Origin of the sequence: Selenomonas sp. FC4001 (genome assembly GCF_000701565.1) — a bacterium.
Taxonomy (GTDB): domain Bacteria; phylum Bacillota; class Negativicutes; order Selenomonadales; family Selenomonadaceae; genus Selenomonas_A; species Selenomonas_A ruminantium_B.
The window spans coordinates 21,962-42,655 of record NZ_JNJF01000005.1; the positions used below are offsets into that span (position 1 = coordinate 21,962).

The window sequence follows — 20,694 nt, forward strand, 5'->3', positions numbered from 1 at the left end:
TCCATGAAAAAAGAACTTCCTCACTTTAACATTGGTTCAGCCTATGGCGGTGCCCAGGAATGGTGCCCCACCTATTGGATGAACATTGGCGGCTGCGGTGCTATCACTGCCTGCGATTGCTGCCTCTACTTTGAACTTTACAAGGGAAAAACCGGGCTATATCCCCATGACAAAACAGCAATAACCAGAGATGCCTATGTAGACTTTGCCTATCTCATGGAGCCATACCTGCGTCCCCGCGAAGGCGGTATAGACACTTTGGACATATACATTGATGGTTTTACCGAATTTCTTCATGACCACAATGTTACCGACATCACCCTCTCCCCTTGGAGCGGCAACAATAGCTTGAATGACACCAAAACTGTCATCCAGCAGCAGATAAATAATGGCTGGCCTATCCCCTGCCTTACCCTTTTGCACGAGCATCCTGCCATGGATGATTACGTCTGGCACTGGTACATCCTTAATGGCTACGAAGCTTTTCAGGACGCCTTCATTGTCAAAGCGGTCAGCTACGGAAGCTGGCGTTGGTTAGACTTCGATATGCTATGGAATACCGGCCATGAACGCAAAGGTGGTCTTATCCTCTTCACTATATAACCATCCTTCAATAGGTATTCCATCACGCGCAAATGGGGCTGTTGCTCAAGTGATATCACTTATGCAACAACCCCTGCTTTATATTCAGATGATTTACTTCTGCATCAAGATGTTCAGCATCTGCGTGTCAACCATACCGGAAACCTGCTGCTCCTCCGGATCATCCGGCAAGGAGTGCTCCGTTCTGGTGCTGAGGATGGTAGGTATTTTCTCCGGATGGGGAGAATGGGTCTTAGTCTGGGAAATAATCTTGTCTTTCTCGTACACGGTAATCAATACAGAGCCATCCGACATAACACGCGTCACTGTGGTAGTATCCTCACCCGGCTTTTCCCCAGTATCGGTGATGGCTCCCCCTGTTTCCAACTGCCGTAGCATGCTGCTGAACTTTTCTTTAGCTTGCAGGGTATTGTCTTTGCTGTCAGCCGCCTTTCCCTTGTCATTCCAGGCAGTTATTCCCTGCAGCGATTTGATTTCCATGAAATCACCTCCAACGTAGACAGCTCTATTATCTATATCGTAGGAATGTAGGAATTTATAAGGGATTATTCAGCGCGGATGCCCAAGATATGGATGTTAATAATTAACATCCATATTGCAGAAGCTTCTCCATATGTATATGCGGGCAATGCTCGTCCATATATACATTTCCTTTGGCCTGGAATCCTAAAGTCTCATAAAAGCCTTTCGCTTGAACCTGTGCCGATAGCGATATTTTAGATGCTCCAGCATCCTTTAGGTGCTGGATGGCCATTTCCAAAATACGACGTCCCATAGACTGCCCCCGATAGGCTTTTCGCACAGCCATACGGCCAATGATATATTCACCGGGTTCTTCTCCCGGAAAGAATCTGCAGCAGCCTACTGCATCGGCATCGTTATAAAGCGTCATATGCGTTGCAATGTTGTCTATATCATCAAATTCATTTTCAAAGCCCTGCTCAGATACAAACACTTCCTGACGGATTTTTTCCTCATCCTCAAGCAGGTGCTCTGAAAATTCAGCGTGTAACATGTTGTCCTCCCAATTATCTCTCAGTTCTTCCAATCTCCGTATAAATCATACCATGCTTGCCGCGTTCTGACCGCATTAAGGAAATATGTTCGATAACCATCTTTCCCTGTGGCGGCTCAACCTCAGGCAAAATCGTCTTGCCATGATAGATTGCCTTGCGAACTACTGTAATATGCGGAGAGAACCGCTTGCGGTCATAGGGAATTTTGTGCTCAGCAAGAGCCCTGCGCAGCCTCTTGACATAATTATCCAGGCCGGTGTTCTCTTCTATCCCGGCCCAATATAAATCTCCGAAATTCCCCATACCATTGAGTTTCATGGGCATAGGATCAAACGGAACAAAATCAATAATGTCCATGACATCATCTGGTGCTCCGTACTCTCCGATAAACGCCAGCGTTAAATGCAGATTTTCCCGGACAGCAAAATAACCTTCCACACCGGATGCTTTTAGCCGTGACTGAAAAGCCTCCAAAGCCTTTATCATTGGTTCCGTAAACTGAACACTTATGAAAAGTCTCATGATGATTGCTCCTGTACGGGCAGCCCAAATTCCTCTCTAAGTGCCCGATAGCGTGCTAGTTCCTTTTCTTTGACCGGTTTGCTCAGATCATCGAAGGTGTGATGCATGACATCAGCGTCCTTCAGCAATTCATCAAATGGCTCATCTTTCACCAGTTTGTCATCATGATGGTATATAGCCGAGCAAATCCAATCAATTTCCCTTGGATTGGCCAAGGCATTTCTCAGCAGAATTTCTCTTGCCAAGTCTGCGCCTCTATGTGCATGGTCATCATAAGTTCCACTGACATAAGCCGCGATATCATGCAACATAGCTGACATGCTGGCAAGTTCTGAATTCTCACCACGCTTTTCTGCTATCACCGTGGCTGCAAGAGAAACACCGTATAAATGCGCATAGGCTTTTTCCAGCTTTTCTGCGTCCGTTATGCTTTCACGTAATTTGTCACCAACTACTTTTCTAAGTTCTTTTAGTCTGCTCATTATATCCTCCTACTTCTTCATAACCATTTGTCAACATTCAATCCCTTTACGCGCCTCGACTTTTTCACCCCTCTTTTAACAATTCCGTGTCAATAACCAATCTCCTTCTTACTGACAGGTGAATATTCCGCTGCATCAGCCCACATCTCTACTGGCACCATACAACATTCTACTAAAGTTTCAATTTCCCCATTTGGGATGGGAAACCAAATCCTCTGCTTCAGCCATCACGCTCACACCTCAAAAGCAGGACTTGGCACATTCCCCATACTGCTCCAGGCAGTTTGGAATCGGAACAGGCAGTTTCTGCTTTCCGCCACTTCGGACGGCACATAGCTCATAATCTCCGGCACGGAACGATGTTCCCGTAACTGAATCTTCTCGATTTCCCTTGCAATATCATCGGTTATCATTCACATCCCCCGCATCCATAAATCCATTTGTACGCCATTATAATGTTTTAACTGTATAAATGTATAATGGTATACCGTTAAATCTGTAATTTATTCCCCTTATTATGGTACCATTTTGCCTTCCCTCTCAGCATCGAATAGAAGACGAGCCATTATTTGACCAGCCCGACCTCTCACACCACCGTGCGTACCGTTCGGTACACGGTGGTTCTCTAGTTTTCACATACTTGCACGTAATAGCTCGTCAAGATTATATAGCCTTGGCGGGCTATTTCTTTATTAGTCAAGTGCGGTTTGCGTTGCTGAGTGGCCACTCAGCAACGCAAACCGCAGTATCAGACAACCTAAAATTAATATTTAAATGAGTCCTATAATCACAAAAAGGGGATCTGATTGGCCGAAACAGCCTGTCAGCTCCCCTGTCCTATCATTTAGAGAAGAATCCTGCAATCAATTTGAAAATCAGCTTGATAACCTCCCACGCCGCTCCGGCCAGGAATGCTAATGCAATCAGTCCGAACGTAGCCACGCCTATTCCGAAAACAGCTGTTCCCATCCCCATTCCTCCTGTACAATTATACTAGGACACCGTTATACAGGTATAATTATATAATCAAACACTAAAAGCAGGAAAAAAAGCCCTCAAAAAGAAATATTGAAAGTAATAAACAGCAAAAGTATCACCGCAAATTTGACTGAATTATCATTTTATTTCTTGCTTGCGAAATAACTGACTAAAAGACCACCAATCACTTGGGGGATGTGACTCTTGCCTATAAGGATAGACCCTACAATCGGAACAGCTACCCCTAAAGTGGCGGCCAAAGCCCCTATTACCTCTGAACTAGCCCCCCCCTTAGCAGTTTGGCCTAAAGTTGCAATTTTTTTTGTATTTTCTTCATAAGATTTTTCATTATCTTCACCTGAGAGGATATATGTAACCAACTTGGTGAAAACATCATCATCGCCACGTTTGGTCATTTCAGCCCCCAATGCGGCAACAATCATCCAGTAGTTCCCCATATACATGGGATTAGATGAATCCTTAGCTTCCCAATTAGATATAGTCTGCGGGGAGACATTACACATATCCGCAAACTCTCGAATAGACCAGCCACCCAAATTTCTAATGGTACTAAGGTTGTCCTGTAGTCTTTTTATCATGGCTTTGTCATTTTCCGATATAGCCATTACTATCACCTCTTCATCAAGTATATCACAATATTATAGTGTGGTAAATATATGTACAATGTCCGCAGTATTGCTTTTGTCAAGATTTTAGGCAGTAACAATATTTTATTGACTTCTGCGAAAGACTGTGCTATTCTCTTGCTAAGAACGATATGGCCATAATCACAGGCCAGACACTGATTGAAGGGATTAATAGGAGTTAGATATGCAGAAAAGTATAAATATTGAGTCTCTAATGAGCGAATATGATGATTTTGTGTTCTTTTATGAGAATATTGAGAAATTAGGTGAAGCTTTAACAGCTTTACCAGACCTACATATCAATAAACAAAGACTATTTATCCCTATAAAGTTTATTGCTCATATTAATTATTGCATAAATTCTATAATATACTTGCCCTCAAGGAACTTAATAAATGCAACACAGATAATTGCTAATAAAAACGACGAGGGTTTGGCTGTTTTTTTTGATATAAAAAATGATGTCAAAGTAACAGAATTAATATCATCCAATAAACTATTATTCATTCAAGACCAATCATTATATACGAAAATTCACATGTTTATAGATTATATAAACGAGTTAAGAAAAGATTTTGGGCACACTACTCGTCAACCACAGAATGAAGCCGAAGGATTATATATCGTATATAATTCCGATGGCTTCGCTTTATTTAAAAAAGACAATCAGCTTGAAATAACACAAAAAAAACACCTGTCAACTCGCTTAGGAGATTATGAAGGATTTTGTAATGAGTATGCCAAGAAATGGAAATATACAGATATAAACAAAGAAATAAATGGTAGCTTTAATGCTTTTATCAAAAGGTTTAAATAGTACCATAAAAAATGATATGGCACATATATTATCATAACGGAAATGAGGTAAAGAAGAATGAAGAATAAAGATACAATATCGAATGATGATTTATTGTACCCCACTAAAGATAAGCCATCTGAGGATACGAGTGTATTGTATCAAAGCATTCACGAGAACAGTTTCCGTTCGTTAAAAGCAACTAAGTATAATGCCAGGCAAGGTCAAGGATTTGCTGCAGAAGATGGAAACAATCTAATAGATAGGTTCAGGTTTAGAGATGCCAAAGTTATTGGAAATGACAATAAAAAAAATGGCCCTGACAGAATTTCTGATGGGCAGCTTATTCAAACAAAATATTGTCGAACAGCAGCTGATTCCGTAAGTGCAGCCTTTCGTCATGGCGAATACAGGTATATCGACTCTAATGGTATGCCAATGCAATTAGAGGTACCCAAAGACCAATATGAAGAAGCACTCAAATACATGAGACAGCGAATTGCCAAGGGGGAAGTTCCTGGTATCACAGACCCCGACCAGGCTGATAAGATTATTCGCCAAGGAAATATAGACTATCAAACAGCATGTCGTATTGCCAAAGCGGGAAATATTGACTCATTGTTATATGATGCAGCTAACGGTTCGATTATAGCCTCTGGTGTTTTTGGCATATCTGGTATCATCAGCTTTGCACAATGTCTATGGTCGGGTAAGAAAATAAACGAGGCTATAGATATAGCAATATATAATGGAATTAAATCAGGTGGATATGCGTTTATTTGTTCTATTGCTACAGCTCAATTAACTAGAACATCACTTAACAATGCATTATTAAAGCCTTCTATTAAAATTGTTAAATTACTTCCAAGAAAAGCTAGAAAAATATTGGCACAATCATTAAAAAACGGTTCCATTACTTGCAGTGAAGAAGTTACACGAGACTTGGCAAAATTATTACGCGGTAATCTTATAGCTGCCGGAGTGACAATGATAGCTTTGTCAGCAGAAGATATTACTAACGCATTTCGAGGCAGAATATCTGCCAAACAGCTGTTCAAAAACATAACAACATTATTTGCCGGATTAAGTGGCGGATATACCGGAGCTGCTGCAGGTGGAGCAATAGGGGCACCTTTAGGACCTGCTGGAATTACAGCAGGTTCAATTGTAGGTGGAATAATTGGTGCTACAGCAATAGGTCAGGGAACTAATATATTAATCTCAAAGATTGTCGAAGATGATGTTGATTTTATGTTGCGGATTTTTAATGATGAACTCATAAAACTTAACGATGAATATTTACTTACAAAAGAAGAAACAGATATTATTATCGATGAGTTGCACCTAGCATTAACGCCAGAAACTATGTTTAAAATGTATGAAAGCAATAATCGCAATGAATATGCTCGAAATATCCTAATAGAAATAATTGAACAATTAATTAGCTGGCGCAGTAAAATAAAAATCAATCCAGAAATTATTGCCACAACAACTAAAGATATTGATTTTAATAATCATCAAAGCGCCTCACCTATCAACCCCTTATCAAATACAAACAAGCATCATATTTCGCTAGGCGAAAAAAAAGCTATATATATTAAAAGACAAAAACAAATAAACTTAATGCAATTTCAATCATTAAAATTACTCTTAAAAATTAATGACATACCAACAAGGAGAGAAATAACTATGAATAAAGATTTTATAGAGCATGAAATTGATGGTCTCATTACTAAAGGGGAAATTTATTTTGAGGATATAACTACGTTAATGTCCGAATCAATAAAGCTGAATGTAGAAAAGAAGGAAACAAACTACGAACTAAAACCAAATGGTATTCTAAACCGAATTTGGGGTGGTATAACAGGTAGTAATCACAAGAAACAAGTAAAAATAAACGAAATCGATTCACGAGCACAAGAATTATCGCTATTGATTATGAATAAGATAGTGGAAAAACATATGTTAGATACATGCATAATTGGGATGGCACGTACCTTAATCCTTGATTCAAACAATAAACTTTCAGATAGATTATCCGCATTAGAAGAGAAAGTTACTTTTTTGGATAGAAGAACAACAATGCTAGAAATCGATAGGGACTTAGACAACATAGAAAAAGATATAATATTTAATAAAGAAGAATACAAAAAAATGTCTGATATAACTAAATTCATGACATTAACAATGCGTATATATAAAAAGGTTGGGAGGTTATATAAAGAAGAACATATTGATCTGTTAAAGAGAGTTATGAATAGTATTGGACTTCCTCCAGAAAATAAAATAAACCTCTATAGGATAATAAGAGACCTATTTAATAGCCAAAAGCTTTTAGATGAATTAATTGGAAATAGTGATATATTGACGAATGCTAGCGTAACAAATTCTGGCATAATTATGGCATTACGAAAAATGTATGCTATAGAGCATGAAGAGGCATATATTTTAGATGGTATTTATCAAGAAATAAAAGATACTTTGTCCTCTAATTCTATTGATAACATAAAAGACAATATCATAATCAATTATTTAAGTAAGAAAGGTTGCTTTATAGATACAGATGTTGATAACCTAAATTTCTTTCATAATCTATTATATGCCATCAAAACTATACATTCTATATCAGATTATGAAAAATACGAAAAATTACATATAGCCGAAGAATTATACCTCAGTAACAAGTTTGAAGAAGCTATACCAATATTAGAAGAACTCGCTGCTATCGGTGTCACAAGAGCAATGTATTTTCTTGGAGAAATATATTCATGGTTATTATGTACAGGTAAAAAAAATATTACACGAGCTAATTATTGGCGTAAAAAAGGAACAGAACTCAATGATATCTTATGTTATGCCACTTCAATTTACGATAGCTCAACAAATAATGCAGTTTATGTAATAAATAACACATATTCCAAACTAAACGATTTGGCTAAATCTGGAGATTATTACGCACAACTAGAATTAGGATGTTTATATTATAATGCACAAAATTATATTACTGCCTTAAATTATCTTCATGCTGCCGAAAAAAACAACTCATCTATTGCACAGTTATATATTGGTCTTTCATATGAAAAATTAGGACATATAGATAAAGCAATAGAGTATTATAAAAAATCTGCTATAGCAGGCCTATATCAAGGGAGATTTTATTTAGAACGTGTCAATCAGCAATCTTAATTATAAATTAGGGGATTATACAATTATACATTTGTATTTTTTTATTATGCATAATAAGTTATTTTAGGAGTGATAAAATGTCAAACTTTAATTATCTCCAAGACATTCCCGAATTTACTTCATTTGCCGATTTATGTATTCAAGCCGAAAATACTATTAATATGCCTTCATATAGCCCATGTGTCATTCAATGTCGTGTTGCACTTGAAAAATGTATAAAGTTTATATATTCAAAAGAACGATATTTAATGATATATGACTATAATCACATGAAGCTATCTGCAATGTTGTCTAATTACGAGTTTCGTAAATTGATACCACTCCCCATCCAAGACAAAATGCATAAAATACGTAAAAAAGGAAATAAAGGCCTTCATAATGGCATAGCATACACTGAAGATGTTGCCATAGAATCATTGAGAGATTTATTTGATATCGTTCAATGGATAGACCAGCGTTATAATACCAATCACACTCCGCAGTATTTCTCATCAGCTAGAATTGACAGAAATCATAATCCTCTCCAAAATGATTCAAGCCAGTCTAATAAACCTTCACTATGGAGGGATTTGGGGTTCACTGCCCTTGGTTCCGTTCTAACATTTGTTGGCCTGGCAATTTTGGGAAAAAATGGCAAGAAATAGCTGTTTTGATAACCTCTTTATTAGTCAGATAATTAAGCCCCGAAAAAGGACCGCTTTCCGAAGCTATTTGTATACATACAATATATTGTTTACCTTTGCCCATATATTTATTATAAACTTATACTCTTTGGACAAGTTCGTATTACATACCCCTAATGCCTGTGTGATTTTCCTCTGTTGTATTTCAATACAAGCAACATATTTGTCTTCTTTTTGCATTGCTACGATTAATGAATTACCATTTATAATCATTGAATCATAGCATGCAACGCAGTTATGAAATTTATTGCTCCATTTTTGCAATTCCTTTGTATCTTTAGGTAAGAAAAAATCATATCCTTCTATCGTGGTCTCAAGAGATATTTCCTTATCATTGTAACTGTATGTAGTGTTTTTGTATTCTAATTTTTTTCTATTGTGAAAAGGGTCAGCAATATCTGGTCGAATGATATACAAATCTTCAAACAAAGCATCATGAACTTCTTGTGTGAGTCCCTCATTAATAAGACGGTGAACTATTGTAATGTTTATTAATTCTTCATTTTCGTATAATTCCGCCGCTATGAACATTCTCAACGTATCAATAGCTGCATGACTGAATTTTTCATTACTCCATCTCAATATACGTGAAGCAATAGCTTTTTCTGAACGATGGCTTAATAACCAACGACAAAATCGTTGAAAATAGCTTATTGCATATCCTGAATGACTATTTTGTGTTATCTGTCCAGTAATATCATCATAATGAAGTTTTAATAGAGGATAACCAAATATTTCTTCTCTATAAAAAAAACGCCTTATAATGTTTATATCTGCAAAGCCACAATTTCGAAGGAAAATATAAATCACTAGATTTTCAGGTTTCATTACATAGGCTTTTCGCAAGCTGGATGGTGGCTTCTCGATTCCAAATAATTTACATAACTCTCGATAAGTATCAAAACATCCACTCCTCAACATGTTTGTATAGTTTTTTTCTCCTATAACATCTTTTAACATATAAAGGTTAGGGTCTAAAGGGCTTTCGAAAAAAGCAATTAAATTATTTAGACCGTGAGCATTTCCTAAGTAACTAGGTCTAAATCCAAACCTATCTTTTGCAACATCTCTTAAATATTCAATAGCAACATCTATAACCGTTACAGGAATATCTACATACGTTGTCGCTAATAATTCAGGAAATGCTATATTAGCACCGCATACATAGCCATTACGCCAATTTCTTTTCGTATTGCGAATCAATGACACAGGCCATCCTTGCATTATATGATTATCAAAATCGCAATCTATAGTCCATTCTTTATACTGAGTATTAGAAATACTACCATTTTCAATAGTTAATGCTTTTGTATACAAAATCAGTTCAACTATTCTATTTTCGCGTAATTCGACACTCCAAATCATTGGCAGGTATACAGTTGAATAATCATTATCATAAACATTTAATTTTTTTAAACGATATTCAACATTATTTTCATTACATTTACTTTCTTGCCATATATCATCTTCATAATTATAATAAAAAATCCTTCTATTAGCATTCATAAAAATTCCCCATGAGTCATTCTTTCCCTTTAGTCAACCATTGAGTACATAACCATCATAGGTAGATTACACATCATAAGCCTAAGCTAGTGATTCACGAATCTTATCACCGTAATTAACATATATTATTAATTTTCATGATACATACCTCAAAACAAAGCATAAAATTAATTATTTGGTTTTAAATAACTCAATATTTTATCTAATAAATCATCCATTTCTTTATTCATTTCTTGGTCTAACCTCTTGTATGTATCAGCATATTCATTCATAGACCCTTTTAAGTTATCAAGCCGTTCCTCTAATTTTTCACCTTTATTGTTCATAAAGCTATCAACCGAAGATATTACTTTACTTGCTTCCGGCGTATACTCTATTATGTCGCTAGTGTTATCAAATAAATAATCGATGCAAGACTCAATAAAATCATTATCAAAATTCCATATCTTAAAAGAACCTAGTTCATATTTATAAATATCACCGGTTTCAAAAAATGCACATCCTAATTTTTGAGTAATATAATTATTTGTTTTTTGATTATATCCAATTTTCTGTATCTCATATTTAAAAAATTTGTATCGATGTGCCCTTTCTATATCCTGAGATATAAATGAAATATTTCTACCTTGTATGTATTCAATAATATTGAAAATATTACCAGATGAAATATTCATGAACTTAATTTTACCTTTATTTTTAAGTATCGAAAATTTAACCAAAAAGTTTATTATTACATCATCTTCTATTACATCATCTGTATCATCATTATCATCCGTCCTTGACATCTTATCGTTATTATCTATTTGGTCTTTGATATTTCGGAAAAGTGGGATAATATCATCATAATCAAAAAACAGTATTCCTTTGTTATTTTTTTTCAGATGCTTATCCATTATTTCTATCGCAAGAAGCAAGTCATCTTTACATACTAAAGACATAATAACAATTCCGTTATTAATTATTCTCTTCTCTTTTTCTTTAGATATTGTCTCCTTACATTTTACGCATGATAGCCAATTTTCAAAACAAGTCCTTTTCAATAAACCATGAATAATATCGTTGAAAAATTCTTGCTTATTTACCGCAGATGTATAATCCATTTGATAAAAAAGTATAAGTTCAACTAAATCAAACACAAATGAATTATTGTAAAACGCAGACATATCGACAAGATGATTTATTACATTTTCATTCTTATCTTTGATGTTTAATTCGTTTAATAATTCATTTTTTTCTTTATCTAACAAAGAACATATCGCTAAGTATTGAGCGCCACTTAACTTGTTTATCCCTCGCTCTAATTTACTTAATGTTTGCTGACTAATATCAAGGATTTCTGCTAATTCCGTCGCTCTTTTTATCCCTAATAAATCTTGTCTCACTTTTTTTAATAAGGTGCTTTTTTGGGTACCTTGCATTTTTAGAATCAATTCATCTTTTTTATATCTTGCAATATCATTAGCCAAAGTTAATGCCACCCTTCTATCAGAATATATTTAATAATTATCTATTAATTTTAAAATGCATAATTTAGAGAGTGGCCACTGTCATAAATGACAGTAGCCACCACATTTAATGTCATAAATTTATAGATAGATTGCTGAATATTTATTGGGGATATCTATCTCCTCAAGTGTAGCTTCAACTTTACATTTGTGACATTTTATATTCACATGTTGGTATTGCCCTCTTGAACCAGCTGGATAGAAATGCCTATAATGCCATTTGTTTCCACATTTAGGACATATTCCATCATTCCATAGAGCTTTCTCTTTTTTTTCTCTATCTTTTTTATCATCTCTAATTACTTTTACTACGTATGCACCTAACACACAAAAGATTCCTACTCCAGCTAAATATAACCAATCCCCCCCCGTCATCTTAATATCATGAATATCATAGTATTTTTCGTTCATTTCAAGCGCCTCCTCTTAGATAAACACCACTACACTTTCCAGTCCCAATTTCCTTTGAGGGAGAGGGTCCCCCTTCTCCCCGTATGAGCTTATTTCTTTAGAGCGTTACCAACTGCATTTCCTATTGCTGCTCCGGCCACTGTGCAAATTCCCGTAACAGCCAGCGCTGGGATACCTATAGCACCACCCATAGCTGCGATACCGATACCCCCTATGAGCCTACCAGCTACAAATCCAGCCCCACCGCCAATTACTTTTTCTAACATGACATTTACCTCCTTTGGATAAACTCGCCTACATTTTCCAATCCCAAATTCCTTTATGGAGAAGAGGTACCCTCCTCCTGTTAATTTGATTATAGCCTATATCGCAATATCGGTCAATATATTTCTTTTAAAAAACTTTCTTATTTTAGTTGAGCTAGTCATATTTTATACAGTTTCGTCAGATGTACGCATAAGAATAAGCAGGGGTACTCGCCTCCCTGCTTATTTTCATGCCATCACCTGCCGTGCATCCACGATAATTCCCTTCGGACTCCGAATGAACTCATAGCTCCCCCCTGCACCACATTAATCCCTTTCTGCCCCCCACGGTATCTGTCGTAATACTTCTCCTTCTTCCACGCCGAGACGAACACAATCCCATCAAAGTTCCCATAAGGCGTAGCAAACACAATTGGGGCCATGGTATGCCCAGACCCGGCCTCCCAGTCAACACCTTCGGCAGCTCCGTAAAGAAAAAGGACAATATAAATATTCCCGTTATACTCAATATCCTCATCACAAGCGGCGATTTACGTAACTCCCATCCGCAGTTCCAACACATAAAGCTCCACGAAAAAAGGCGCGGTTGAATTCCGCGCCTCCTTCATCTTCACTGGCGCATAAGCCATTGACGCACCTCCCTATAATTCCTTTCCCAACAGAACCACCTTCAGCTGACTGACCATAAAGTGACTAGGCTCCTTCCCTACAATCACAGCAAAAGGCTTAGATAAACCTGCATTCCCCCAGGACTTGCCCAGCAAAAATCCCCAGGGATGTACCATCCAAAACGACTGCTGCGTCCCAATGAGAAAGGCATACGAATTTTTCACCGCCACGATTTCCAGTGTCCCGGAGAAAACGCACGTATACAGCTCCCCATTGGCAACAATCCCCATAGGCATTGTACATCTAGCAACATTTATGCTTTCGTATTCCTTCATTTAATAATTCGTTTGCACGTTTTTGAGAGAAGTCCGAAGGCACCCATTTTTCACCATCCCACTCTATATATGGATTTTTTCCATATCCGTATTTAAACACGGAATTATTTACTTCTTCAATATATACCATCCAGTAAAGAAATTCTTCCTTACAGTCAAATGACCGAATTTGTTCAGCATCCTTTACTATAATCTTCTCTGCCTCAAAAGATAAAGACATTCCTAAAGAATGTGCTAGATTTACGGCATCTTTTTCGGTCATCTCGCACCCTTCTTTTATTAATTCATTGGTAAAGAATGGGCGCTTTTTCCTTCTGTTGGAAAGTTCATCAAATTGGATGAGTTTAGGCTGTGATATTATGGCCTTGCGGGCATCCTCAACCGCTTTCTTACCCGCCATCTTAGTCATTAACTCGCCCCTGTCCCTCTGTTCTGGTCGGTAAGTAAATAGGTTATGACTGCCTTGAAGCGAATATTTTTCACATACCATTATCTTCTTATGACAATCAACCGGACAGTATGTGACATTCCGTTCTCCAAGGTTTTCTTTCAACCAGTCAATAGCACGAAGCGTTCTACGGGCTGAGGCCTCATCAGAAGACGCTAATTTCCCGCCTCTTGGCTTTATGCCATAATAAATGAAGATTTTTACTCCTCTGGACAAGGCATCTCTTAGCATTGGAAAATCATCTTGTACATACTTTATGTTATACCACGGAAAAGACAGGTAAAGATACTCCTCAGCATCTTCATACATCTTCCGCATCACCGGAAACACACTGATTTCATTATAGCTTTCTATGGTAACAGCTTTCTTACGAACATCTTCCAATACAAGACCATCCTCGGTTACTGTCTTCCATACTCTATATCCACATTTAGGACAAGGATAAGTTTTACCTAGCCATTCGGCAATTTCATTTGAATACTTTAGCATTGCTGCGCCACCTACCATAATTGCAATGCATATAGGCATCGCCAATCCTGTCCCCGCAAACAAGAAAGACACCCACGCAAAGTAACCAAAGCCTGCCGTAGCTGCGCCTAAGACATCTGCAATCATCTTTCGGTCAATCTTCTGATGGTGTCCACAATTCTGGCATTGAATGTAAATTTTGTTCGTCATAAGAATCATCGCCTTCTAATTGTTTTCTAATTTTAGTATAACAGTAAGCGATATTTATGTCAAAAGGTTAACATCATGCAATTAAATGATAAAATTATTTATTATATTGTTTGTCGAAATTACTGTAGATTTTTATAGAAAAAAGGCTTATAGAAATTGCAGGAGGCTCTATTATTTTGCCTCTTTTTCAATGCCTCTCCCATTTCTTGCATAAGAAAAGCACCCTGCTACTGCATAGGTGCTTGATTGTGGATTAGCCAACAGATTTGTTTTTATCAGTTTGTATGAAGGAACGTACATTGCACTTCATTATTTATTTTTCTTGACTACCTTTATAATTTGTTCTTCTGTCCAACTTGTAACATCTTTTATGAATTCAATACTCATGCTTTTTTCCATAGATTTCTTATAACCTCTATGGTTTTCATTTCTGCACCACGAACCATTCCCTGCTCATAGATGCCTTCGCTCAAATTGCACATTGTTATTTATCCTTCTTGACTACTTTCATAATCTGCTCTTCTGTCCAGCCACTGGCAATCTTGATAGTAGTTATATCTGTGCCGGCATTCCACAAATTCATAATCACTTCTATCAATTTGTTTTCTGCACCACTAGCCATTCCGCGCTCATAAATGCCTTCGCTCAAATTGCACATTGTTCTCAACTCCTCCTCCATCTCGGATGTAACCTCGATATCGAACTTCTTCTTGAGGATTTCACTTTTCTCTTCTGCAGATTTTGTCGTTTCCTGGAATATCACCTGCAGCATCGACAGCATTCGATTTCTCACTGGCCCCTGCCCCAAATACACCATGATTATATTGAGCAAGTCGTAATTTTCCTGTGGCTCCTTATATTTGCCAAACACCTGACGCTCAGTCAATCTGTAATGATTAATCACGCTTTTTTCTATGGGTGATTCCATGCATATCCAAATCGTATAGACTTTCTTGATACCGCTGTAATCTGAGCCACTGAATTCTGTTTCCTTCTGTGAGGAAATAAGCCTGCTAGCATAGAATACTGCTCTTTTCATGAGGAGATACTTCAGTTTAGACTCTGAGAATGTCTTCTGAGCTTCAAGGTTGATAATCAAGCGGATACGCTCACCTGTTTTCGGTGCCACCGCATGAAATACAACATCAAAGGTTATCCAACCCTCTGTAGGATCACCGGCCTCATTCCGCAGGCCTTTAATCTTCTGCGGCTTCGACGCTGCATTGGTCTTGCCGGGATTCACCGGCACAGAGCTTACCTTAATCTCACCTTCAATATACTTATCTGCTATGTCAGCAAGACTGGCCTCCTTAAATTCCGGCACTGTCCCCTTCAGCAGATATGCTGCCACTGCTCTCTCTGACAAAATTCTCTTGGCTGCCAAATCATATTGCGGGTTGTTGAAACCCAGTAATTCTTCGGCTGGCGTCTGATTTTGTTGCATTTTACAACGGCTCCTCTCTCTTGCCTGCATTATACCACAAATCTTCGTTACTATAAAGTTCCCTAAAACGGCTTCTCATACGGTCTTCGCTCCATCCTCCATCAGCTGGATAGCGAGCCTGCGACTGGCGGATAATAATACTTTTTCAGAAACTCCGCCAGACACAAATCCACCGTAGTATGCGAATATCCCACATGAGCAGCCAATTCTCCCGTCCCCATCTCCACATGAAGCAAGCGCTCCCTGACTATCTTTACATGTGAAGACTCGTCATTGGACTTTAGATATTCCTCCATCCCCTCATACATTGTTCGATATTTATCCCGAAGCCCGCACAGGCGCCGTAAGGATTCATTGTCGCGTTCCTCATTTTGCTCCCAAAACTCAATATTACGCTCCAGCACCTTGAGAAGTGCCCCCACCTTCCGATATGACCATACATCCCGCTCCGGCAATTCATAGTTCATCAGCAGGGCAATCTCTTTGAGGAATTTATCGCGCCAACGTTGCAGGCCATTGATATGTACATGGAGCTTGCAGCTAATGGCAGTGAAATTACGTCTGAGCTTATACTTATCCCTCAGGAATATCTTTTCTTCATGGCTGGCCTCAGCAATGACTGCTCCCACGATAATATCGCAGCACTCCCTTGATAGCAGACGCATCCGCATCTTCTTAATGCCTATGCTGTCTGGATTATCCCCATATAGCTTATTCATCCATTCTTTCTGTTCTTCGCTTAGTTCATCCTCCCGATAATACCGTTCCAGTGCCTGCCTGGCCAGATACAGCCTTACCTTTGGTGTAGCTTTTCTCATAACAATCCTTTCCAGCAGAGGATGTTAATTATTAACATCCTCCGCTCCATCACTGTCCATTCTATTTGCTAAACATCATCTTCCGTGCCGTGCTTTCAATATGCCACTTACATGGCTTAGTCCCCATACGGCATTTATTCTCACGCTCTTCCATCATGCAGCCCCGGCAGGGAGTATTGCTGGCATCATGTCTGCCCTCGCAGTAAGTCATCAGCATATCTATGCTGGTCATCAACTGACTCTTCTCTGAGGCTTTGCGAACCTTCAATTCACTCCCTATTTCCGATAGCTCTATATCAGTTGTGCTTACCTGCTCAGCAGCCATAGAACCCTTAGGCACATCTACTTCAGCCGACGCTTCCGCAGCATCTTCTTCTGCCGGAGAAATCTCGGTTTCAGTGCGCTCACCACCAGCATCCATAAAATTAACAGGCAATACTTCCAATTTCTTTTCATCCATGGATGAGCCAAACAATTCTTCTTTCTTATCCTTTATCCCCTTTACCGTTATTTCCTGCCCCTGCATGGCATCCATCAGTTTCTTCTGCTCTTCATCCGTAAGGTTAGTCAGTTCATAAGCAGCTGTTTCTTTCATCTCGCCACTATCCACCATAGCCAAATACTTGGGAATGACGTTCTTCATGGCCATAAGCCTCTGTAATCGGCTTTCTGTCATGCACAGGAACTTTGCCAGATAACTCCGAAAAGGCCCTGTGACAAAGCCCCCAGCATAATCCGCATCATAATCTTTGCGCAGAAGCCTGCTGATGGTTTCAACCTCCAGTATCTTCTCAAACATCGTCCGGTATTCCCGTTGCCCCAGATTCGATGAGCTAAGCCACAGAAGTTCCATATCTTCTGCGCTCTTATTCCCCACTGCTTTGAAGGTTACCACGGAACAAGGCACTTTATGCGGTATTTTTTCCCCATCCCTAATAAGATCCAAAACGGCTTTCCGCCTTCTATGACCAGCTACCACCATGTACTTACCCTTGCCAATAGGTTTTACGGTTAGCTCTTCCACCTTGCCAGTGGTCTTGATAAGATTCTTCAGCCGGTCAATATTCGACATACTGTAGAAATTTTTGGGATTCGGCTCCAAATCATGTACGTCTATGTCTATATGCCGTTCCACGAATACAGCCTCATCTTCCCGATTTTTCAAAAGCTTTTCCAAAAGCCCTGCTGGTTGTTTTTTCACCGTCATCACGCTCCCAACAGATAATCCACAAAATCAATCATGTCCCGCGCAAACATGCATCTTGGGGAATACTCAAATATGGTCTGCAAGCGGTTCGTGGCTGATTTCACCCTTATCCTGCCATCGGTCTTATGGAGCCTGACTGGCAAAACCTCCGTCTCTTCCCGAAGCTTTGCGATAGCGGCTAGGGAATCGCCATCACCGGCAAACATGTTGATTACCGTTCCCCGGTAACTCATATGGGGATTCAGTTTCTGCGCTTCTTCAATACAAGAAAGCATCTGTCTTACACCGTAGAGGCTGAACATATCCGTTGTGCTTACTACCACTACCTCATCTGAAGCTACCAGACTGTTTACCATGGATGCATTTATCTGTGGCGGGTTATCGATAAGGCACACATCGTAGTTTTCTGCCACGCAGTCTAAGGCGTTCTTCAGCTGCCATTCCTTTCCCGATTTATCCATTTCCCTTAGTTCCACATTTGCGTCTGCCAGGCCAAAATCTGCACGAATAAGGTCAATCCCCTTATAACGCGTGTTTTCCACGGCTTCTCCGGCCTCTACGCGTTCCAGAAGGACATCTGCTATGGAATACTTCCCCTGGCCTTCAAAGAACTGGGATACGTTACCCTGCTCATCGTTATCTACCACCAGCACTCTAGCCCCATAACGGTCATTCAGAACATATGCCATATTGGCCACAATCGTCGATTTGCCTACGCCGCCCTTTTTATTGATAAACGATATAATCCTCATTTTGACTCCTCCTCCTGCACTTCATAACCGGCACGTTCTTCCAATACTTCTAATCTCGTGACAATCTCCTTGATAACCTCAGATTCCCGCAGAACACCATCTGTTACTCCCAGCAGATAGCACATATCCACTTTGAAGTAATCCATCAGGATTCGATAGATATCTGAGGAATTTGGGACACTTTCTCCTCTTTCCCATCTTGATATGGTGCTATGCCCAATACCTGTGGCGTTCTCCACATCCATGATGGTTAGTCCCCGTTTTTTGCGAAGATGCCTTATACGGTCTCCAAAATCAGGCATTAACGCCTCCTGGCCATAACAGGCCTTCCATCTCAGATGCTACCTGTCTCAGGTATTTGATGAACTCCATCCCTTGCTGACGTTCCTCATAGCTGTAACGATATATCTGCATTTCCTTGGAAATATGCTCCAGATAGCTTACAGACATAGCCTGGTACTCCATAATCATCCGGGACAATGTGGTTATTTCGCCGTATTTCAATGCATCCTCAAGCATTCTGCACTTTTCCTCCAGCTCTTCAACCCGCTGCACATTCTCCTTATACCGCTGCTTTATTGCCATATATTCCGCTGACGGAATCTCCTGTACACGGATAACTTTAGGCTCTGCCTCTGGATACTTCTGCTTGTTCGCCTTCTCTTTATCAAGCATTCGCTAAATCCCCCTTCAAGGACGCAAGAAAATTCTTAGCTGCATCATATCCAGAGCCATATTTCTCAATGGTCTTGCTGTTAGCCAGTTTATCAATCATCTCTTGGGTAATCTGCTTTTGCATAGCCTGTTGGATTTTTTCATTCTGGATATGTTGTTCTCTCCGTATATCTTCCTGCTGCTTATGATATGCCTCAACATTATCTGCATATCCATCCCTCAAAGCAGCGTGTAGCCACCCAGGAGGGTTATTAATTCGTTTTTTTTCTGAGACTACAGACATCAACAATAAATTTTTTTCCACTGTTTCAACTTTGTAGTTTTCCATAAAGCGAAGAATCGTAATTTCAGGAATTGCAAATTGTACAACAATTCTACGGGCTTGTTCATTCAGTTCACTAACTCGATGTTTATATGTTGTTGTGTTATTGATATAGTTGTTATTGTTTGTGTTATTATTGTTAGTATCCACATTTTCCGTGTCCGGTTTTTCTTTATCCCGATTATCCGGACACGGTTCTGCCGTATCCTTTTTTTCGGGACATGGATAAATTACGGTCGTATCTTCCATGTCCTCTTTTTTAGGACACGGTTCATTTATACCGTCATTACCCATATCCTTATTTTTCGGACATGGTACAATTTCAATAATAAAAGTGTTATGCTGAAATACATGTCTTTCAGACAAATGTTTCTGAACCGAAATATAGCCTATCTCAATCAACGGATTGAGATACCGATAATATGTATCTTTCGTTATGCCAAGATCTTCACAAATTACAGCACGGCTTGGATATGCACTATCATAACTTCCATCTTGAAATCTTGCATGCGTACAAAGATAGGCATATAATGCTTTACTACCTGCTTTAATCCTGCGATCCTTCATAACAATCTTTCCCACTAATCCATAGCCACTCTCCAATACCGTATTAGGAAATATTTTCAGCTTATCTTTATTTTCCATAATTAATTTGTCCTTTTCTTTTTAATAATTTTTGTTATTATCGCGGTTTCAATTTCAAAAATAATAAGGACAAAGCGAATAAAATCTGTTATAATATAAGAAATTGAAATTTCGCGATGTAGTAGATTTCTTTTGAGACCAGCAGGGGCAAATGCTGGTC

The 20,694-nt window shown here is 38.7% G+C and carries 24 protein-coding genes; 4 read left to right on the forward strand and 20 right to left on the reverse strand.

Annotation, left to right across the window (positions count from 1 at the left end):
* Positions 1 to 3: 3 nt before the first annotated feature.
* Positions 4 to 603: a hypothetical protein gene (locus T320_RS02005; protein ID WP_037352686.1), complete on the forward strand. Its 600-nt coding sequence runs from the start codon at positions 4 to 6 to the stop codon at positions 601 to 603.
* 93 nt (positions 604 to 696) lie between these two features.
* Here the strand turns inward: T320_RS02005 and T320_RS13810 are convergent, their stop codons facing one another.
* The 7 genes from T320_RS13810 to T320_RS02035 form a co-directional block, all read right to left on the reverse strand.
* Positions 697 to 1,083 (reverse strand): hypothetical protein, encoded by a 387-nt coding sequence (locus T320_RS13810; protein ID WP_051608549.1) that lies wholly within the window; start codon positions 1,081 to 1,083, stop codon positions 697 to 699.
* A 103-nt stretch (positions 1,084 to 1,186) separates the two neighbouring features.
* On the reverse strand, positions 1,187 to 1,651 hold the full coding sequence (locus tag T320_RS02015) for a GNAT family N-acetyltransferase (protein WP_231465829.1): 465 nt from the start codon (positions 1,649 to 1,651) through the stop codon (positions 1,187 to 1,189).
* Positions 1,632 to 2,141, reverse strand: coding sequence for an RNA 2',3'-cyclic phosphodiesterase (gene thpR / locus T320_RS02020; RefSeq protein WP_037352693.1), 510 nt, complete (start codon positions 2,139 to 2,141; stop codon positions 1,632 to 1,634). The genes T320_RS02015 and thpR overlap by 20 nt, the downstream gene beginning before the upstream one ends.
* Complete coding sequence (locus T320_RS02025) at positions 2,138 to 2,623, reverse strand: HD domain-containing protein (RefSeq protein WP_037352695.1); 486 nt, start codon at positions 2,621 to 2,623, stop codon at positions 2,138 to 2,140. Before T320_RS02025 ends, thpR begins: the two co-directional genes overlap by 4 nt.
* A 233-nt stretch (positions 2,624 to 2,856) precedes the next feature.
* The gene (locus tag T320_RS02030; protein ID WP_037352698.1) at positions 2,857 to 3,036 is read right to left on the reverse strand and encodes a hypothetical protein; all 180 of its coding nucleotides are present in this window, start codon (positions 3,034 to 3,036) and stop codon (positions 2,857 to 2,859) included.
* 427 nt (positions 3,037 to 3,463) lie between these two features.
* On the reverse strand, positions 3,464 to 3,592 hold the full coding sequence (locus T320_RS15050; protein ID WP_255327080.1) for a hypothetical protein: 129 nt from the start codon (positions 3,590 to 3,592) through the stop codon (positions 3,464 to 3,466).
* A 152-nt stretch (positions 3,593 to 3,744) separates the two neighbouring features.
* Positions 3,745 to 4,227, reverse strand: coding sequence for a helix-turn-helix transcriptional regulator (locus T320_RS02035; protein WP_037352701.1), 483 nt, complete (start codon positions 4,225 to 4,227; stop codon positions 3,745 to 3,747).
* Between the two features lie 235 nt (positions 4,228 to 4,462).
* Here T320_RS02035 and T320_RS02040 point away from each other — a divergent pair, with 235 nt between their 5' ends.
* The 3 genes from T320_RS02040 (at position 4,463) to T320_RS02050 (ending at position 8,874) form a co-directional block, all read left to right on the forward strand.
* Positions 4,463 to 5,065 carry a hypothetical protein gene (locus tag T320_RS02040; RefSeq protein WP_197019353.1) on the forward strand — a complete coding sequence of 201 codons (603 nt, stop codon included), beginning with the start codon at positions 4,463 to 4,465 and terminating at the stop codon, positions 5,063 to 5,065.
* Positions 5,066 to 5,122: 57 nt separating this feature from the next.
* Positions 5,123 to 8,230, forward strand: a complete 3,108-nt coding sequence (locus T320_RS13815) for a tetratricopeptide repeat protein (protein ID WP_051608550.1) — start codon at positions 5,123 to 5,125, stop codon at positions 8,228 to 8,230.
* A 77-nt stretch (positions 8,231 to 8,307) separates the two neighbouring features.
* The gene (locus T320_RS02050) at positions 8,308 to 8,874 is read left to right on the forward strand and encodes a DUF4145 domain-containing protein (RefSeq protein WP_037352707.1); all 567 of its coding nucleotides are present in this window, start codon (positions 8,308 to 8,310) and stop codon (positions 8,872 to 8,874) included.
* 63 nt (positions 8,875 to 8,937) lie between these two features.
* Here T320_RS02050 and T320_RS02055 read toward each other — a convergent pair whose 3' ends face one another.
* The 13 genes from T320_RS02055 to T320_RS02115 all read right to left on the reverse strand — a co-directional run bounded on the left by T320_RS02055 (position 8,938) and on the right by T320_RS02115 (position 20,534).
* Complete coding sequence (locus tag T320_RS02055) at positions 8,938 to 10,419, reverse strand: PcfJ domain-containing protein (RefSeq protein ID WP_037352709.1); 1,482 nt, start codon at positions 10,417 to 10,419, stop codon at positions 8,938 to 8,940.
* A gap of 167 nt (positions 10,420 to 10,586) precedes the next feature.
* Positions 10,587 to 11,885, reverse strand: a complete 1,299-nt coding sequence (locus tag T320_RS02060) for a helix-turn-helix domain-containing protein (protein WP_037352711.1) — start codon at positions 11,883 to 11,885, stop codon at positions 10,587 to 10,589.
* A gap of 120 nt (positions 11,886 to 12,005) precedes the next feature.
* A complete protein-coding gene (locus tag T320_RS02065; RefSeq protein ID WP_037352713.1) occupies positions 12,006 to 12,335 on the reverse strand; it encodes a hypothetical protein in 330 nt (109 codons plus the stop codon).
* 89 nt (positions 12,336 to 12,424) lie between these two features.
* On the reverse strand, positions 12,425 to 12,601 hold the full coding sequence (locus T320_RS14520; RefSeq protein WP_156032714.1) for a hypothetical protein: 177 nt from the start codon (positions 12,599 to 12,601) through the stop codon (positions 12,425 to 12,427).
* 641 nt (positions 12,602 to 13,242) lie between these two features.
* Positions 13,243 to 13,545 carry a hypothetical protein gene (locus tag T320_RS14785; protein ID WP_197019354.1) on the reverse strand — a complete coding sequence of 101 codons (303 nt, stop codon included), beginning with the start codon at positions 13,543 to 13,545 and terminating at the stop codon, positions 13,243 to 13,245.
* The gene (locus tag T320_RS14790) at positions 13,514 to 14,608 is read right to left on the reverse strand and encodes a phospholipase D-like domain-containing protein (RefSeq protein ID WP_197019355.1); all 1,095 of its coding nucleotides are present in this window, start codon (positions 14,606 to 14,608) and stop codon (positions 13,514 to 13,516) included. The genes T320_RS14785 and T320_RS14790 overlap by 32 nt, the downstream gene beginning before the upstream one ends.
* A 547-nt stretch (positions 14,609 to 15,155) precedes the next feature.
* Complete coding sequence (locus T320_RS02085; protein WP_037352720.1) at positions 15,156 to 16,115, reverse strand: hypothetical protein; 960 nt, start codon at positions 16,113 to 16,115, stop codon at positions 15,156 to 15,158.
* 101 nt (positions 16,116 to 16,216) lie between these two features.
* Complete coding sequence (locus T320_RS02090) at positions 16,217 to 16,933, reverse strand: hypothetical protein (protein WP_037352722.1); 717 nt, start codon at positions 16,931 to 16,933, stop codon at positions 16,217 to 16,219.
* A 61-nt stretch (positions 16,934 to 16,994) separates the two neighbouring features.
* Entirely contained in the window at positions 16,995 to 18,134 is a 1,140-nt protein-coding gene (locus tag T320_RS13825) for a ParB/RepB/Spo0J family partition protein (protein ID WP_197019356.1), read from the reverse strand.
* A 5-nt stretch (positions 18,135 to 18,139) separates the two neighbouring features.
* Positions 18,140 to 18,892: a ParA family protein gene (locus T320_RS02100; protein ID WP_037352726.1), complete on the reverse strand. Its 753-nt coding sequence runs from the start codon at positions 18,890 to 18,892 to the stop codon at positions 18,140 to 18,142.
* Positions 18,889 to 19,194, reverse strand: coding sequence for a helix-turn-helix domain-containing protein (locus T320_RS02105; RefSeq protein ID WP_051608553.1), 306 nt, complete (start codon positions 19,192 to 19,194; stop codon positions 18,889 to 18,891). The genes T320_RS02100 and T320_RS02105 overlap by 4 nt, the downstream gene beginning before the upstream one ends.
* Entirely contained in the window at positions 19,187 to 19,567 is a 381-nt protein-coding gene (locus T320_RS02110) for a hypothetical protein (RefSeq protein ID WP_037352729.1), read from the reverse strand. Before T320_RS02110 ends, T320_RS02105 begins: the two co-directional genes overlap by 8 nt.
* Positions 19,560 to 20,534: a helix-turn-helix domain-containing protein gene (locus T320_RS02115; protein WP_037352731.1), complete on the reverse strand. Its 975-nt coding sequence runs from the start codon at positions 20,532 to 20,534 to the stop codon at positions 19,560 to 19,562. Before T320_RS02115 ends, T320_RS02110 begins: the two co-directional genes overlap by 8 nt.
* Positions 20,535 to 20,694: the final 160 nt, after the last annotated feature.

What these genes read in the sequence shown, in the direction of transcription:
- T320_RS14790 (WP_197019355.1), bottom strand. Translation starts at nt 14,608, where the DNA reads ATGATTGCAGATGTCTTAGGCGCAGCTACGGCAGGCTTTGGTTACTTT.
- T320_RS02055 (WP_037352709.1), bottom strand. Translation starts at nt 10,419, where the DNA reads ATGAATGCTAATAGAAGGATTTTTTATTATAATTATGAAGATGATATA.
- T320_RS02085 (WP_037352720.1), bottom strand. Translation starts at nt 16,115, where the DNA reads ATGCAACAAAATCAGACGCCAGCCGAAGAATTACTGGGTTTCAACAAC.
- T320_RS14785 (WP_197019354.1), bottom strand. Translation starts at nt 13,545, where the DNA reads ATGAAGGAATACGAAAGCATAAATGTTGCTAGATGTACAATGCCTATG.
- T320_RS02035 (WP_037352701.1), bottom strand. Translation starts at nt 4,227, where the DNA reads ATGGCTATATCGGAAAATGACAAAGCCATGATAAAAAGACTACAGGAC.
- T320_RS02050 (WP_037352707.1), top strand. Translation starts at nt 8,308, where the DNA reads ATGTCAAACTTTAATTATCTCCAAGACATTCCCGAATTTACTTCATTT.
- T320_RS02065 (WP_037352713.1), bottom strand. Translation starts at nt 12,335, where the DNA reads ATGAACGAAAAATACTATGATATTCATGATATTAAGATGACGGGGGGG.
- T320_RS02030 (WP_037352698.1), bottom strand. Translation starts at nt 3,036, where the DNA reads ATGATAACCGATGATATTGCAAGGGAAATCGAGAAGATTCAGTTACGG.
- thpR (WP_037352693.1), bottom strand. Translation starts at nt 2,141, where the DNA reads ATGAGACTTTTCATAAGTGTTCAGTTTACGGAACCAATGATAAAGGCT.
- T320_RS02115 (WP_037352731.1), bottom strand. Translation starts at nt 20,534, where the DNA reads ATGGAAAATAAAGATAAGCTGAAAATATTTCCTAATACGGTATTGGAG.
- T320_RS02040 (WP_197019353.1), top strand. Translation starts at nt 4,463, where the DNA reads ATGAGCGAATATGATGATTTTGTGTTCTTTTATGAGAATATTGAGAAA.
- T320_RS14520 (WP_156032714.1), bottom strand. Translation starts at nt 12,601, where the DNA reads ATGTTAGAAAAAGTAATTGGCGGTGGGGCTGGATTTGTAGCTGGTAGG.
- T320_RS15050 (WP_255327080.1), bottom strand. Translation starts at nt 3,592, where the DNA reads ATGGGAACAGCTGTTTTCGGAATAGGCGTGGCTACGTTCGGACTGATT.
- T320_RS02100 (WP_037352726.1), bottom strand. Translation starts at nt 18,892, where the DNA reads ATGAGGATTATATCGTTTATCAATAAAAAGGGCGGCGTAGGCAAATCG.
- T320_RS13810 (WP_051608549.1), bottom strand. Translation starts at nt 1,083, where the DNA reads ATGGAAATCAAATCGCTGCAGGGAATAACTGCCTGGAATGACAAGGGA.
- T320_RS02025 (WP_037352695.1), bottom strand. Translation starts at nt 2,623, where the DNA reads ATGAGCAGACTAAAAGAACTTAGAAAAGTAGTTGGTGACAAATTACGT.
- T320_RS13815 (WP_051608550.1), top strand. Translation starts at nt 5,123, where the DNA reads ATGAAGAATAAAGATACAATATCGAATGATGATTTATTGTACCCCACT.
- T320_RS02090 (WP_037352722.1), bottom strand. Translation starts at nt 16,933, where the DNA reads ATGAGAAAAGCTACACCAAAGGTAAGGCTGTATCTGGCCAGGCAGGCA.
- T320_RS02110 (WP_037352729.1), bottom strand. Translation starts at nt 19,567, where the DNA reads ATGCTTGATAAAGAGAAGGCGAACAAGCAGAAGTATCCAGAGGCAGAG.
- T320_RS02005 (WP_037352686.1), top strand. Translation starts at nt 4, where the DNA reads ATGAAAAAAGAACTTCCTCACTTTAACATTGGTTCAGCCTATGGCGGT.
- T320_RS02105 (WP_051608553.1), bottom strand. Translation starts at nt 19,194, where the DNA reads ATGCCTGATTTTGGAGACCGTATAAGGCATCTTCGCAAAAAACGGGGA.